13 protein-coding genes are annotated in these 13,832 nt (G+C 61.0%); 7 read left to right on the top strand and 6 right to left on the bottom strand.

Annotated features, from left to right (window positions below; genetic code table 11):
- The first annotated feature begins 43 nt into the window (after positions 1 to 43).
- The 4 genes from HNW77_RS01500 (at position 44) to HNW77_RS01485 (ending at position 5,347) form a co-directional block, all read left to right on the top strand.
- A complete protein-coding gene (locus tag HNW77_RS01500) occupies positions 44 to 2,095 on the top strand; it encodes an esterase/lipase family protein (RefSeq protein ID WP_241694225.1) in 2,052 nt (683 codons plus the stop codon).
- Positions 2,095 to 3,117 carry an Lnb N-terminal periplasmic domain-containing protein gene (locus HNW77_RS01495; protein ID WP_408886747.1) on the top strand — a complete coding sequence of 341 codons (1,023 nt, stop codon included), beginning with the start codon at positions 2,095 to 2,097 and terminating at the stop codon, positions 3,115 to 3,117. Before HNW77_RS01500 ends, HNW77_RS01495 begins: the two co-directional genes overlap by 1 nt.
- A 187-nt stretch (positions 3,118 to 3,304) precedes the next feature.
- Positions 3,305 to 3,766 (top strand): outer membrane protein assembly factor BamE domain-containing protein, encoded by a 462-nt coding sequence (gene bamE / locus HNW77_RS01490; protein WP_338033764.1) that lies wholly within the window; start codon positions 3,305 to 3,307, stop codon positions 3,764 to 3,766.
- Positions 3,767 to 4,282: 516 nt separating this feature from the next.
- Positions 4,283 to 5,347, top strand: coding sequence for an alkene reductase (locus HNW77_RS01485; RefSeq protein WP_172154703.1), 1,065 nt, complete (start codon positions 4,283 to 4,285; stop codon positions 5,345 to 5,347).
- Positions 5,348 to 5,430: 83 nt separating this feature from the next.
- Here HNW77_RS01485 and HNW77_RS01480 read toward each other — a convergent pair whose 3' ends face one another.
- The 5 genes from HNW77_RS01480 to HNW77_RS01460 all read right to left on the bottom strand — a co-directional run bounded on the left by HNW77_RS01480 (position 5,431) and on the right by HNW77_RS01460 (position 9,085).
- Entirely contained in the window at positions 5,431 to 6,090 is a 660-nt protein-coding gene (locus HNW77_RS01480; RefSeq protein WP_241694224.1) for a sulfotransferase family 2 domain-containing protein, read from the bottom strand.
- A gap of 334 nt (positions 6,091 to 6,424) precedes the next feature.
- Positions 6,425 to 6,853, bottom strand: coding sequence for a DOPA 4,5-dioxygenase family protein (locus HNW77_RS01475; RefSeq protein ID WP_172154701.1), 429 nt, complete (start codon positions 6,851 to 6,853; stop codon positions 6,425 to 6,427).
- 26 nt (positions 6,854 to 6,879) lie between these two features.
- Positions 6,880 to 7,482, bottom strand: coding sequence for a YceI family protein (locus tag HNW77_RS01470; RefSeq protein ID WP_172154700.1), 603 nt, complete (start codon positions 7,480 to 7,482; stop codon positions 6,880 to 6,882).
- A 171-nt stretch (positions 7,483 to 7,653) separates the two neighbouring features.
- Complete coding sequence (locus HNW77_RS01465; RefSeq protein WP_172154699.1) at positions 7,654 to 8,139, bottom strand: SMI1/KNR4 family protein; 486 nt, start codon at positions 8,137 to 8,139, stop codon at positions 7,654 to 7,656.
- Entirely contained in the window at positions 8,117 to 9,085 is a 969-nt protein-coding gene (locus HNW77_RS01460; protein WP_172154698.1) for an XRE family transcriptional regulator, read from the bottom strand. The genes HNW77_RS01465 and HNW77_RS01460 overlap by 23 nt, the downstream gene beginning before the upstream one ends.
- A gap of 649 nt (positions 9,086 to 9,734) precedes the next feature.
- On the opposite strand from HNW77_RS01460, the gene HNW77_RS01455 reads away from it, so the two are divergent.
- Positions 9,735 to 10,289 (top strand): hypothetical protein, encoded by a 555-nt coding sequence (locus HNW77_RS01455; RefSeq protein ID WP_172154697.1) that lies wholly within the window; start codon positions 9,735 to 9,737, stop codon positions 10,287 to 10,289.
- Between the two features lie 40 nt (positions 10,290 to 10,329).
- Here HNW77_RS01455 and HNW77_RS01450 read toward each other — a convergent pair whose 3' ends face one another.
- Positions 10,330 to 11,070 (bottom strand): suppressor of fused domain protein, encoded by a 741-nt coding sequence (locus HNW77_RS01450; protein WP_172154696.1) that lies wholly within the window; start codon positions 11,068 to 11,070, stop codon positions 10,330 to 10,332.
- Between the two features lie 175 nt (positions 11,071 to 11,245).
- Here HNW77_RS01450 and HNW77_RS01445 point away from each other — a divergent pair, with 175 nt between their 5' ends.
- Entirely contained in the window at positions 11,246 to 12,325 is a 1,080-nt protein-coding gene (locus HNW77_RS01445; protein WP_172154695.1) for a DMT family transporter, read from the top strand.
- Positions 12,326 to 12,506: 181 nt separating this feature from the next.
- Positions 12,507 to 13,598 carry a hypothetical protein gene (locus HNW77_RS01440; protein ID WP_172154693.1) on the top strand — a complete coding sequence of 364 codons (1,092 nt, stop codon included), beginning with the start codon at positions 12,507 to 12,509 and terminating at the stop codon, positions 13,596 to 13,598.
- Positions 13,599 to 13,832 lie beyond the last annotated feature (234 nt).

Genomic DNA, 13,832 nt, shown 5'->3' with positions numbered 1-13,832 from the left:
TGCGGGCCAAAGGGATGCTTAACCTGCGGGCATGAAATCGATCATGCCCGGCACGCTGCCTGCTGCCCCCATCCGTATCAACCGCCGCCTGCGTTGCGCCAGCCTGCTGGCCGCAGCCCTGCTTGCAGGGTGTGCCGGGCCGGTAAGCGTGCGGCAGGTCTCGCTGGTGCACAGCTACCGTGCCGCCACGCGCACGGCGCTGGCGGGGCGTGAGGCCAGTGATAATGCGCTGATCGTGCTGCGTCGCCACGGCCTGCTGCCACTGTGGCGCAACCAGCCCGATCGCGCCATTGCCACCCTGCGCGCACAGGCCGCAGGGCGTGATGATGAAGCCGATGTGCTGTTCGCGCTGGCGGAACTGAGTTACAGGCAGGGCCTGCGCCACCATCATGCACAGGATTTTCTGGCCGCAAGCCTCTATGCCTATGCGTATTTGCAGCCGGGACAGGCGAATGGCCCCAGCCCGTATGACGCACGTTTCCGGCAGGCCTGCGACCTGTACAATCTTGGCCTCGCGGCAGCCTTTCCCGCTCCGGTCAATATTGCCAGCCAGAGCCGCGCGCTGCCGTCTGGCACGCTCGAGTTGAGTGCTGATCCCGCCCAGTTGCGCTGGCACGGCCGCGTGCTGGAAAACATCCGCCCCACCGCGACCCTTGGCGTGGGAGGCATCAATAACGTCTATCATACCCCCGGCCTTGGCGAGGCGCTGACCGTGCTGGCCCGCGCCGCGCCCGATGCGCCCGCCCGCCCGGCCAGCGGGGAGCAGACACTCCAGCATGCAGGTGATCACGCGCCATCCGCCGTGGCGGATATTGCAGCACCCGCACAGGATGACGCAACGCGCAACCGCGCCACGCCCCAGGATCAGGCGCCCCCTGAAGGCACGTCCGATGGCAGCTTCGTCATAGCGGAAAAACTGCGCCTGCCCGCAAGCCTGGTGCTGGAAATCGATAACCCGCGCGCGCAGGTGCTCGGCAGCCACCCCAGCGGGCGGCTGGTGCTGCGCATCATGGATGAAAGCCCCGACACCCCCATCGCCCATGCCCGCGTGCCCGCCGCCTATGACCAGACCACCGCCCGCGCCCTGAGCCTGGTTGATACCGCGCTGGGCACCAAGGAATATCGGGGGTTCTTTGATGGCACGACCTATGACGGTACCCGCCCGCGCCTGATCGCCATGAACCCGCACCATCATGGCAGCATGCCGGTGGTGTTCATACACGGCACGGCCTCCAGCCCGTACCGCTGGGCCAGCATGGTCAATGACCTGCTGGAGGACAGGCGCATCCGCAACCATTTTGATTTCTGGTTCTTCTCCTACGCAACGGCCAATCCCATCCCGTATTCGGCGTGGCAGTTGCGCCATGCCATTACCGAGGCCGTAAACAGCCTGGGCGGCGTACAGGCCGACCCCGCACTGGGGCACATTACGCTGATTGGCCACAGCCAGGGCGGCCTTCTGGCGCGCATGCTGGTCATCAACCCCGGTGACAGGCTGTGGGATGGCACGGCTGGCCGGCCACTTTCCAGCTTTCACCTCAATGCCGATACCCTGGCGCTGATCCGCCAGACCATGTTTCCCACCCCCATGCCCGAGGTCGACCGGGTGGTGTTCATCTCCACCCCGCAGCATGGCAGCTACCTTGCAGGCAAGTCGATTGCCCAGTTCGTGGGCGGCATGGCCAGCCTGCCACTGCGGGTAACCGAAACCGCGCGTGAGATCGTGACCGGATCGGGTGACAGCACGCATGTCAATAATCGCATTCCGCGCCTTGGCAGCGTGTATGCCATGTCGCCGCACAGCGCGTTCATGCGCACGCTGCCCACCATTCCCATCATGCCCGACGTACATGTGCACTCCATCATTCCCGTATGCGGCGCAGGGCGGGATCTGGCCCATGCCGATGATGGCGTGGTCTCCTATGCCAGCGCGCATATCCCTGATGTGGAATCAGAACTGGTCGTGCGCCATTCGGAACATTCCACGCAGTCCAATCCCTTTACCATAGCCGAGGTACAGCGCATTCTTCTTGAACAGCTGGCACAGGCTCCGCCAGCCTTGCGGCAGGCCCCGCCACGGACAGACGGCCCATGATGGCCCCCCGGCCACACGGCACAGGCTGGCGCGGGAAAGGGCATGACATTGCCGTAGCCGCCGCCATGGTGCTGGGTACGGCCGCACTGTATTATTCAACCATCCGGCCCGATGCGTTACGGCTGGGCCTGTGCACGGTCTTTCCCGCCATCATGATGGGTAGCGCATGGCTGCGGCCGCCTGCGTTGCGGCATGTGGTGCGGGGGGCGACGGTGGCGGCGCTGGCAGGGTGGTACGTAACCGACCCGCCGCGCAATGACCGGGTCTGGGCAGAGGAATACGCCATACCCGCCGATACGTGGCGCGAGGGCAATATGGTGCATGTGCGTAACGTGCGCAATTTCCGCTACCGTTCGGTCACCGATTACCTGCCTGCGTGGTATGACGCGACCTATGACCTGAGCAGACTCGACCGGGTGGATCTTGTTACATCCTATTGGGCTGGGGAAAATATTGCCCATGTATTCCTGAGTTTTGGCTTCAGTGACGGGCAGCATCTTGCCATATCCATCGAAACCCGCAGGCAGGCACGATTTGCATATTCCACCATTGCGGGGTTCTTCCATCATTATGAACTGTTCTATGTGACCGCTGATGAGCGCGACCTGATTGGCGTGCGCACGGATGTGCGCCGCGAGCGGGTCTATCTGTACCGGCTTGACCTTTCGCCCGCCGTGCGCGCGCGGCTGTTCCTGAGTTATGTTGATGCGATCCATGACATCATTCGCCACCCGCTATGGTACAACACGCTGGGTGATAACTGCACCACGGGCATCCTGGCGCGCGCGGGCGCAAAACTGCGCTACCGTCTTGACTGGCGCGTCATACTGAGCGGCCACACCGCCAGCATGGCCTATGACATGAACCTGCTTGGCCCCTATGACGCGAAGCACTACCCCGATTTTACCGCCCTGCACGCTGCAAGCCGCATACAGCGCCCGGCGGGTGCGATGATCGGGCCGGATTATTCCACCGCCATCCGTGCCGCACTCCCTCCGCCAGAAGGGCCGGGCCTGCCATGATCCTGCCTGCGGCATAGGCATAGAAAGGGCGTGGTGTGGTAAATCTATGATTAATGACCTATTATTTACCATAAAAACAATACATATTATAAAGAATGTATAATTAATACATATTTAATATGGTATTTAAATTATTTTTTCTGACATAAAATTCAGAAATTCCAGCTTTCACCCTAGATTTTTGTCCATGAAGATTATATTCCAAACGCCGGATATCGCGACTGCCGATTGGTTTGATGCTTTTCCATTACTTGTTAGGAAATGGTTAATGAACAAGGTTTCCCTTGCAGCGTGCCTCGCTGCCGCTCTTCTCGTTGCTGGTTGTCAGTCTTCGGGCAATACCTCGATCCGGAAGGAAACCGCCGAGACGGTTGACCAGAAGATTCAGGATAACGTGACCACAAAGCAGCAGGTCCGCACCATGTTCGGCGACCCGATGAACGTGCACTTTACCGATAGCGGGCATGAAGAATGGCAGTACAGCTATGAATACAGCCGTCAGAATGGCACGAACTTCGTACCTTATTACGGTTCTTTCTCTAACGGGACACATGGGCGTGAAAAGAACCTGACAATCATTTTTAACAATGATGTCGTGTGGCATCACAGCCTGACATCTTCCAAGGTGCAGGCGCATGACGGGCTGTAATATTACACATCCGGTCCAGTTCAGCCGCACATAAAGAAAATTTGAGTCGTCACCACTGGCGTGTCTTTTCTTCAGGGAAGAGGGCACGCCATTTTTTATGCTGCCATTGCAGGCTTACTTTTTTATGATTATTCAATGTAAGGTATATATAATATTTTTATAAAGTATTTCCATGTTATAGAGATGTAAATTTATCAAATACGATAATAATCAGTTCCATAGGGATATGCCGCATGATGCAGGAAGCTACAGATCGTGGCGACATGCATGCAGTGCATGACCTCCCGACCTCGCCCCTGACGACAAGTGTGTAACCCGGGTCTGGATAGGCACCGGAACACTGGGCTACCCGCCTGCGCATTCGCTGCACCTGTCATGCCGGTTGCCATGTAAAACTCTTCAGGAATGGCGCGCGGCGTATCGAGAAAGCAAGGTCCTGCCGGCATGGCATGCCTGCCCTTGCGGCAGAGATACGATACGCCCATTATCGCGGCCACTGAACCGTGGAGACGTGATATGCCAACCCTGTTCACACCGCTTAAGGTCGGCGCCCTTACGCTGCCCAACCGCATCGTCATGGCGCCATTGACGCGCCTGCGCGCGGGACCTGACCACATTCCCAATGACCTGATGGCCGATTATTATGCCCAGCGCGCGCTTGCGGGGCTGATCCTGTCAGAGGCAACCCCGGTCACCCCACAGGGCATAGGGTATGAAGACGTGCCGGGCATCTGGTCGGAAGCGCAGGCGGAGGGATGGAAAAAGGTCACCGCTGCCGTGCATGCCGTGGGCGGGCGCATTTTCATGCAGCTATGGCATGTTGGCCGGATTTCGGACCCGTATTTTCTCAATGGCGAGGCCCCGGTCGCGCCGAGCGCGATTGCGGCAAAAGGCCATGTCAGCCTGCTGCGCCCCAAGCGTGATTATGTGACCCCGCGCGCGCTCCGCACCGATGAAATTCCGGGCATTGTCGCAGCCTTCCGCCGTGGGGCTGAACTGGCCAAGACAGCCGGTTTTGATGGCGTGGAAATCCATGGCGCCAATGGCTACCTGCTCGACCAGTTCCTGCAGGATTCCACCAACCACCGCACCGACCAGTATGGCGGCCCGATCGAGAACCGCGCACGGCTCATGCTTGAGGTGACCGATGCGGCGATTGATGTGTGGGGCGCAGACCGGGTGGGCATGCATCTTGCGCCCCGCTGTGACCTGCATGACATGGGGGATTCCAACCCCGCCGCCACCTTTGGCTATGTCGCGCGTGAACTTGGCAGGCGTGGCATTGCATTCATCTGCGCGCGTGAGGCGGAGGGGCCGGACAGCCTGGGTCCGCAACTCAGGCAGCAGTTTGGCGGCGTCTATATCGCCAACGAAAAATTCACCCCTGCCAGCGCGGAAAAGGCCATTGAGGCGGGCCGGGCGGATGCCATCGCCTTCGGTCAGGCGTTTATTGCCAACCCCGACCTGCCGGAACGCCTGCGCATGGGTGCGGAGTTGACCCCGCCGGACCCGTCCACCTTCTACACTCATGGCCCGGAAGGCTATATCGACTACCCCACGCTTGGGGCGGCAGGCGACTGAACCTGATCTGATCGGCCCCCGCCCATCAGGGCGGGGGCCGTGCGCGATCCTGCCAGCTAGGGGCGGGCGGCGTGCGCTCTGCCTTACTGGTCCTGGCGCGTGCGGGCGATCAGGTCATAATCGGCATGGTAAATCTGCCTGATGCGCCTGATCTGCCCGGGGCTGGGCAATTCGCCTTTTTCATGCGCGGCTGTTGCATTGACATGGGCAATCGGCCCGCTGCCAAATGGCGCGATAAAGCGTGCGACACGCGCCATTTCATCAAGCATGAACAGCCGGTTGACCCCAATGGCGCCATCGCGTCCGGTCAGGTACCATGTCTGTGGCCGGAAAATATGGTCGACATGGTAGGGGGTGCGTGCCTGTGCCACCAGATCAAGCGCATCATCAAGGTCACGCAGCGCCATGTACGATGCCCGGAATCCTTGTGCCACCTGCCGCGCCCTGCTGCCGCCCGCGCGCGCGTAGCGATACGCCGAGAGAAAACGCTGGACCGGATCGCGCAGGATGGCAAAGGAGGGAAAGCGCACCAGATCAGGCAGGCGGCGCTGGAAATACCGGATTGTTTCGTGCCCCACATCCATGCCGTACAGGGCACGGGTTATGGATGTCCCGGCATTTTTGGGCACGTGAATGAACAGGAGGCCACGCTCGCGCACCATTGCCGCGCGCCGTTGCCGTTTGGGGCCTGGGGGGTAGGGAATATGGAGTTCACCCAGGCGTTCATGCACATCGCTGGACATTTTGACACGAAGCACAGGCTGCAACAGCGTTTGCATATAAAACGGGTCCGATCAGGCCGGAAACTCAAGGAATGATGCAGTCATTATCCTGCATAAAATGTTACCGTACATTATCAAATCAGACCGATTGCAACAATGCCTGCATGATTTTGTAACATACCGCCCGGACTCTCCTTTCAAAAGCGGACTGAAACACCGGCAGGAAGCCTGTTTTCCATAAGAAACCTCGCTTCTTTTAAAACACGTTAAAAAAAAGCCGCCTTTATGCAAAAAGGCGGCACCGGCAAACTGTATGCCGGAAAACTGTATCAAAGAAGCGTTGGGCTATCCGTTCTCAGATCGTCATGCTGCCATCAGGTCGTGTATTGACCTCGCCCGCACGGTCGGGGGCCTCCGTCTGTTCGGGCAGGCGGTCGGCAAGGAGGGCACGGGGGCGACCGATCCATAGGCCGTCGCGCAGATGGTCGCGGCGGGGATTGGTCGTGTTCGGATGCACGAGAAGGCTCAGCCCGCCATGGTTGAGCATGAGCCAGGGCACGAGGGTTGCGAATAATCCCGTCTCGAACGCGATCTGGTACATGGGCGCCACGTGCGGCCCGACCGCCACGTCATGCCAGCGCCCCAGCCTTACGGCAAAGCGCTCGGCAATACGGTCGCGCATCTGGCTTGCGGCCTGCCGTGTCGTGGCATCATCAAAATAGACATGCACATGATAGCTTGCAATCTCGGCCAGGGTGCGGGGGGCGGTCGTCTCATCGGTCATGTGGCGTGCACTTTCTGCGCGGCGGGTTAGCGGGATGGATTGGGCAGGGTGATGCGCGTTTCGGTGCGCATGGGCTGCCTTACGGTATGCAGCATGGTGGACATGCCCCATTTGCGCCCGTCGAACGTGCCGGTGCTGTCAAGCATGCTGAGCGTGTTGCCGGTAAAGTCCATCCGGGTGTCAAACATCATGGGGTGGGTCTGGCCGCGCAGGGTCAGGTGACCCACCATGCGCGAGGCCACGCCGCCATTGACGATATGCGGGCGGCAGTCACCTACGTAGCGCGCGGTGGGCCAGCGATCCGTGCCCAGCATGCCGCCTGATTGCGCGGCCTTGCGCGCGAGTATGGTGTCCATGTGCACGGTCGTGGCATCCATGGTCAGGTCCACATGGCAGGTCTGGCGCGACAGGTCATAATCCAGCGTGCCGGAAACCTTGCCGAACTGTCCGTCCATCGCGCCGATGACGCTGCTCGCGTGCAGCAGCACGGCGGTATTGTCTGGCGTGAGCGTAAGGTGCTGGGGCGTGGCATGGACCGGGCGCGCAAGGGCAGGAAGCCCGAGGCAGGCCAGTGCCATGACAAGCAGGCGCGCCAGGCGCGGGGCAGGGCGGAGAGCAGTGTCTGTCATGGCAGGCTTAACGCACGGTGCCGCGTGAGGTTGTGCGCACATGGATCATCCGGCCCGGATGGGGCCATGACCAGGCGCGGGAAAAGGCATGACAGGATGCATGAACACCTGCCTACGCCCCGAATGCGGCGCCAGTAGGGCAGGGGCGCGGTTCAGGGGCGGCGCCAGCTGTCAGGCCATGACATCGTGGCTGTATTTTACAATGAAATCAGCAAAGCTGGGGGCGTACAGGACTGCTTCATCACCAATCTTGCGCAGAACCGGGTATTCCCCCTGTGCATCGACACGGCTTGCATCGAGCACGAATATTTCCGCGAAATCCGTTTGGCACAGAATGATTTCCGTAGGCTTTATGGCGTTCTGGCGGCGATAGAGCAGGGTGCGCTCGGCAATGTCACCGCTGGGTATGTTGCGATCGAACTCCGGGTAGATGGAAAATATTTCATCGCCAAAAATAGACGCAAAACCATAATGCCTGACAAAGAACAGGTAACTTGGCGGCAGTTCCTGGCCCAATATGCTTTCGACCCCGGCAATATCTTCAGGGGTAGGTGCCGTGCTTTCATCACCAACCTCAAGGGAATTGCACGCATTATTTTTTATGCAGGCAACCAGATCATGAAAAGGCATCCTTTTACTTCCATACCCATTTGCCAACCACACGTCCATTGATCACGAGGTCAGAAGCATCGACCTCATCAACCGGATAGGTCGGGTTGACGCTGATGATGCGGATGCGCGGCGGGCGGGAATTGGGCACCAGCATCAACTGCTTGATCACCACGCCCATGCCGTTCCACAACACATACACGCCGTCGGGCGAGGGGATGCGGTGGCCCGTATCGACCAGCACGCGGTCACCCGCCACGAATTCCGGCTCCATGGAATTGCCCGCTACACGGATGATGGCAAGCCCCCCGGTATCAGGCAGGTAATTGCGGATGAAATCACGCGGGATGCGCCATGAATCCAGTGTGGGGTGGTTCTCGCCTTCGCCCGCGGCCGTGTGGTCCACAATCGCGCCTCCACCGGCCTGGGGTGAAATATCATATTCATGCACGGTCACTGCGCCATCCTCATTATGCACCGGCATGCTGGCGCGTTCGGCACGGCTTATGCTCTCGTTCAGGTCCGTGGCGCCAGGCACGATGCCGCACAGGGCCCAGACTTCGGATGCGGCGATGGGGGGATCGCCACGATCAGTCAGCAGCGGCACCAGTTTGCGCACCAGTTCGACGGGAATAAAGTCTTTTTTCAGCTTGTTCTCGTAAAAAGCATAGCTGGAAAACTTCTCCCCCATGCCTATGTCGCGCGCCAGCGCCCGCACGGTGTAACCGGCCCGCTCCCGCAAAGCCTTGAGCCGCGCGGCGGCGGCACTGGCCCCACCACCGCCGCCACGCAGTAGATCGCTTGCGGTGCAGCCCAGCACGGCGGCCACTTTTTCCAGCCGGTCGCCCCCGGGATTGCGGGATTTGCCACGCAGGATGTCGTGCACATAAGTCTCGTTCAGTCCGGCCAGGTCAGCCAGGCGTTTTTTATTGAGGTTCAGCCGCTCCATGCGGCGTTCGATCTCGGCGGCAGCGGGGGAGCGTGTATCATCCATAATGGGAAATATCCCACATCGTTGGCACAAAGGGTAGAGGGGATATATCCCATTATTGCTTAATTTTTAGGATATGTCCCATTTTTAAACCGGCTGTCTTTTACAATATCAAGCATGTCCGCATTCTTGAATGTCGACGCATCGGTGGGGCCAGCCATGAACCCCACAAGCGGTACATCACAGATAAGGATGCCCTACGGCAGGCTAAATAACACCGTGTCACGATACGCCCGTAAATACGATGGCATGAGAGTGCGTAACAGGCAAGATGGCGTTCATGCGGTAATATCCACCCGGTACAGGCTCTTCCGCAAAAACGTTTACAGATGCATTCCTGCCGGTCTGCCCCGTTTGCGCGCAGGCCGCGCAGCAGGAATGGACCGGCACGACCGGGGACACGGCATCCGCTATGACGCAACCGCAGGCACCGGCACGATGCGGGCGATGGGCGGATGTGCATTGTCATCCTTCAGGGCCGGGTGGTGGCCCGCGGCACTGGCTTCGCCATCGTGGTGCATGACGAACATACGGGCTGCAACTCAATGCCACCGCAGGCCCTGAGGCAGGGTGCAGCAGGCGGGCGGAACTGCCCGCCTGCACATTATGGCGATAATATGACCTTGTTGCACAAAGTCGTACAGGAACTGCTATGCCCGCGCCGCGTATCCCCTTTTCCCCCATGCCTGTCCATGCTGCCGCCGTGCTGCGGGCCGAGCGCCGTGCCCGGTTGCGCGCGCGTGATATCGCAGCGGGACTGAAACCCGATATGGGCGCGGATGGCCCCGCAGCCCTCATGCGCCCGGTGGAACAGGCCCACGTGCAACTTGCCCCCCGCGCGCGCCCGCACACCGTGCGCCGCCTGACGGATACATGCGAACTCGACCGGCTGTTTTATCGCGCCAATGCGGCCCTGAGCACCGAGCAGCACACGATCGGGCTGCGCTTCAGGGCCTGCTGGCGGCGCTGCACGCGCACGGGGCGGCTGGTGCAGCGTTACAGCCCGCAGGCCGCTCAGGGCGCAGGCAAGCTGGAGGAAACCGAAGCCAGCGTAAACGCCCGGCACGCCATTGACCGCGCGCTGGCCCTGCTCACGCCTGCCCGGGCGCGGGTGGTCTGCGCCGTATGCGGTCTGGACGAGCACCCCGGCACGCGCATCCGCACCCTGCACAGGGCGCTGGACGTGCTGCATGAACAGTGGCGGTAAAAACGGTGCGTGGGCGCTGGAATAGGGTTTGGGCCGTGTTTTATGGACTGCCCTGTGTTGTCCCGATCGGCTGGCGGTGCAGGTCGAGCAGGTCAGGGTCAAGACGGTCGAGGTCATCCTCGAACCGGCGCCACCCCTGCGCCCTGATATAAGCCTTCTCGGATTCATAAACCGGGATCAGCCAGATCATGACAATCGGCGCCCCGCTGCCTGCCGGTTCAAGGCAGGCGAAATCAGACGGGCAGAATGCAGGCATCGTGCAATACAGTCCGGTCAGCAGCGTGCCGGGCAGGATGGGGGCCGTGAACCTGATCACATCGCCACGCAGCAGGGCATCTTTTGATCGGCCAACAAGTTCCGACACGCCCAGCATCATCCGCACGATGTCATCCGTCGGGCCGTCCTGATGGGCCGCGAAAATGAGTTCGCAGTGCAGTTCGCGCCCGTCTGGCATCCGGGCAGCCTGCCTGCCCAGCCCGCAGGTGGCAAAAAAGCGCTCATTCTGCGCTGACGTTCCGTCAAACGCGACGAGCCGCATGGGCCACCCGGGCGTGCGATCGCGCCAGTCCTGCGCCACCGGGCCAAGGTAGCGGGTATAATGAGCCAGCACGCGCGCCGCGAAGGCATCATCAGTATTGCCGGTCATTTGCAGTACAGGCGTGCCGCCATGACCGGCCAGCGCCTGTGCCGCGCCGGTGTCAGCCCTGAAAGGTGCTGCAATGATGCCGCGGGCGGTAGGGCTTGGCCTGAAGGTTGCATCCGGTTTGACCACAAACGCCATCGCGGCATCATCGGGCAGGCGGAAGGCGCTGCGGCCTGGCTGGCGGGCAAGGCCCTGTTCGTGTTGCGTGGCATGCCAGTGATCTGATGGCCAGCAATCCCGATATGGCCCTCAGGCATCTGTTATCTCTTTCCCATGCATGACAGCGGGGAATATGACATGATATGTCACGGTTATGAAGACCACCGGCCTCTGCCTTGCCCTGCTTTCCGCCATACTGTTTGGCGCGAGCACGCCATTTGCCAAGCTGCTGCTTGGCGATATGTCGGCCCAGATGGCAGCGGGCCTGCTCTATCTTGGCTCCGGGCTGGGGCTGGCGCTGGTCCTCGGCGCACGGGCGGCCCTGCGCCTGCCCACGCATGATGAAGCCCCTCTTGCGCGCCGCGACCTGCCGTGGCTGCTGGGCGTGATCGCTACGGGTGGCGTGGCTGGCCCGCTGCTGCTCATGCTTGGCCTTGCGCGCACGGATGCGGCGAGTGCTTCGCTGCTGCTCAATGTCGAGAGTATTGCAACACTGCTGATTGCCTGGGTGGTGTTTCGGGAAAATGTCGATCGCAGGCTGCTGTTTGGCGCCGTATGCATCGTGCTCGGGGCGGCTGTGCTGTCATGGCAGGGCCATGCGGTCCTGGCGCCGGGCGCGCTTTACATCATTGCCGCATGCCTGTGCTGGGGCATCGACAACAATCTCAGCAATCGCCTCTCGGGTGTAGATCCGGTGCGGATCGCCACGCTCAAGGGCCTTGTGGCGGGCAGCGTCAACCTGCTTGCGGCACTTGGGCTGCAACATGCGCACCTGCCGGGGCCCGCGCTGGTGGCGGGGGCGGCGGCTGTTGGCTTTCTGGGCTATGGGGTCAGCCTCGTGGCCTTCATGCTGGGGCTGCGCCATCTGGGGGCGGCGCGCACGGGGGCGTATTTCGCGCTGGCGCCGTTCGTGGGGGCGGTGGTGTCACTCGCGCTGTTTCCGGCGCAGGGCATGGCGCGGCTGCTGGTGGCGGGCCTGCTCATGGGCATCGGGCTGTGGCTGCACCTGACCGAGCGCCACGACCACCTGCATGTGCATGAGGAAATGGCCCATACCCATCGCCATGTGCATGACGAGCACCATCAGCACGACCACGGCCCCGATGACCCGCCGGGGGAGCCGCACACCCATTACCATGTCCATACGCGACTTGAGCACAGCCACCCCCATTATCCCGACATGCATCACCGCCACGATCATGACCACGAGGATGGGCACAGCCATGCTGCCTGAACACGCAGGATGCGCCCTGCGCGGGTCGCCGCCCCGACAGGGTGCGGGGTGACGCACGGCACTGAACGGATGCAGCGGATGCCCACGGCATGCCCGTGTCGTGCATGAATGGATGCTGGATTGACAGGTTTCGCATGCCAAACGTAGCCTGAACGCCGCTACAGCCAGCAAGGACGGCGCAATGAATCAGTATGCAGTTGGGAATGACGCGGATCGACCCTGCTGGCTCAGCACGCCACCGCAGGACTTCACCGCGCTTGTCGATTTCATCATGCCGGAAATAGAAGCCAGGCTGGGGCGCGATGGCGTTTTTGCGCCCTTTGGTGCGTTGATGGCGCGCGAGCCCTATCGTGGCGCCATTGAACTGCATGATGTGCCCATGCCGGACAAAAAGGATGGCAACGCGCAGCTCGACCATCTCAAGCAGGCCCTGCGCGACAGGGTGGCCCGCAGCCACCAGCGCGCGGCGGTTGTGGCGGCCAACTGCACCGTGCTGCTGCCCGGCAGCGGCAAGCAGGCCGAGGCTGTCGTGCTCATGTGCACGCATCGCGATGGCACGGCGGCGCACTACGTCTATCCCTACACCATAACCAACGGCAGGGTCACGTTCGCGCCGCTTGAAATGGCGGAAGGTGCCCAGGACATCTTTCCGCCCATCCGCCTGCGCCCGTGGATACGCGAAAGCTGCCCGCCGCGCCCGGTTGGCTACACGGTTGGCCTGTTCCTGTTCCATGGTATCGACCGGGAGGCCGTGCTGCGCCGCATGAATCTGACCGATACCGGCATGCCGGAGGGAGACGCCCCGCCGCCCGCTGCTACGGCCAGCCTGCCTGGCGGATGGACGGTGGTATGGTTCAACGATCCTGCCACAGCCCTTCATCACGCGGCCCGGATCGAGGCCTGTACGGCAGGGTGCACAGCGCTTTCCCTGTTCGTCGATGAACCGGATTATATGACGGAGGCCGCCGGCTACGCCAACGGATCACGGGTGTGGACTGTGCGCCATCTTGGTACATCGCGCGCCCGTTCGCAGCCCGGTGGCCCGCATGACCTGCACATTACCGGCACGCCGCCCGAGCAACTCGCCGCCATTGTCACGGCCATGCAGAAGGAGGAGGCGGCTAGTGGCTACCTGCCGGATATGATCGATTTCTACTTCGACATACCGGTGGAACTCATTCATGCCCTCACCGGATTTCGATACTGCCAGCATGAGCATGATGGCGGGCGCGTAACGTTTAACGCGCTTTTGCCGTCCTTGCCGGCAGGTTAAGCGTTGATACACCCCCCAAGGCGGTATTGCACCGCACAGGAAAATTGTTGCCTGCACGATTTTCAGGTATAAGAAACATATCCTGACAGTTCTGTATCCATCCCGCCTGCACGATACCTGGGCAGGCAGGATCACAATACAGGAAATGCATCAGAAAAAATCGTCAATACCATGCATATGACGTGCAGTTATGCGCATGATACACCGTTGTAGAAGGTTTTTCGAAAACTGTAT

Source organism: Komagataeibacter melomenusus (genome assembly GCF_013155395.1).
In the GTDB taxonomy this organism is placed as follows: Bacteria; Pseudomonadota; Alphaproteobacteria; order Acetobacterales; family Acetobacteraceae; genus Komagataeibacter; species Komagataeibacter melomenusus.
Note: the sequence above shows the minus strand (reverse complement) of the source record. Positions and strands in the feature narration are given on the sequence as shown.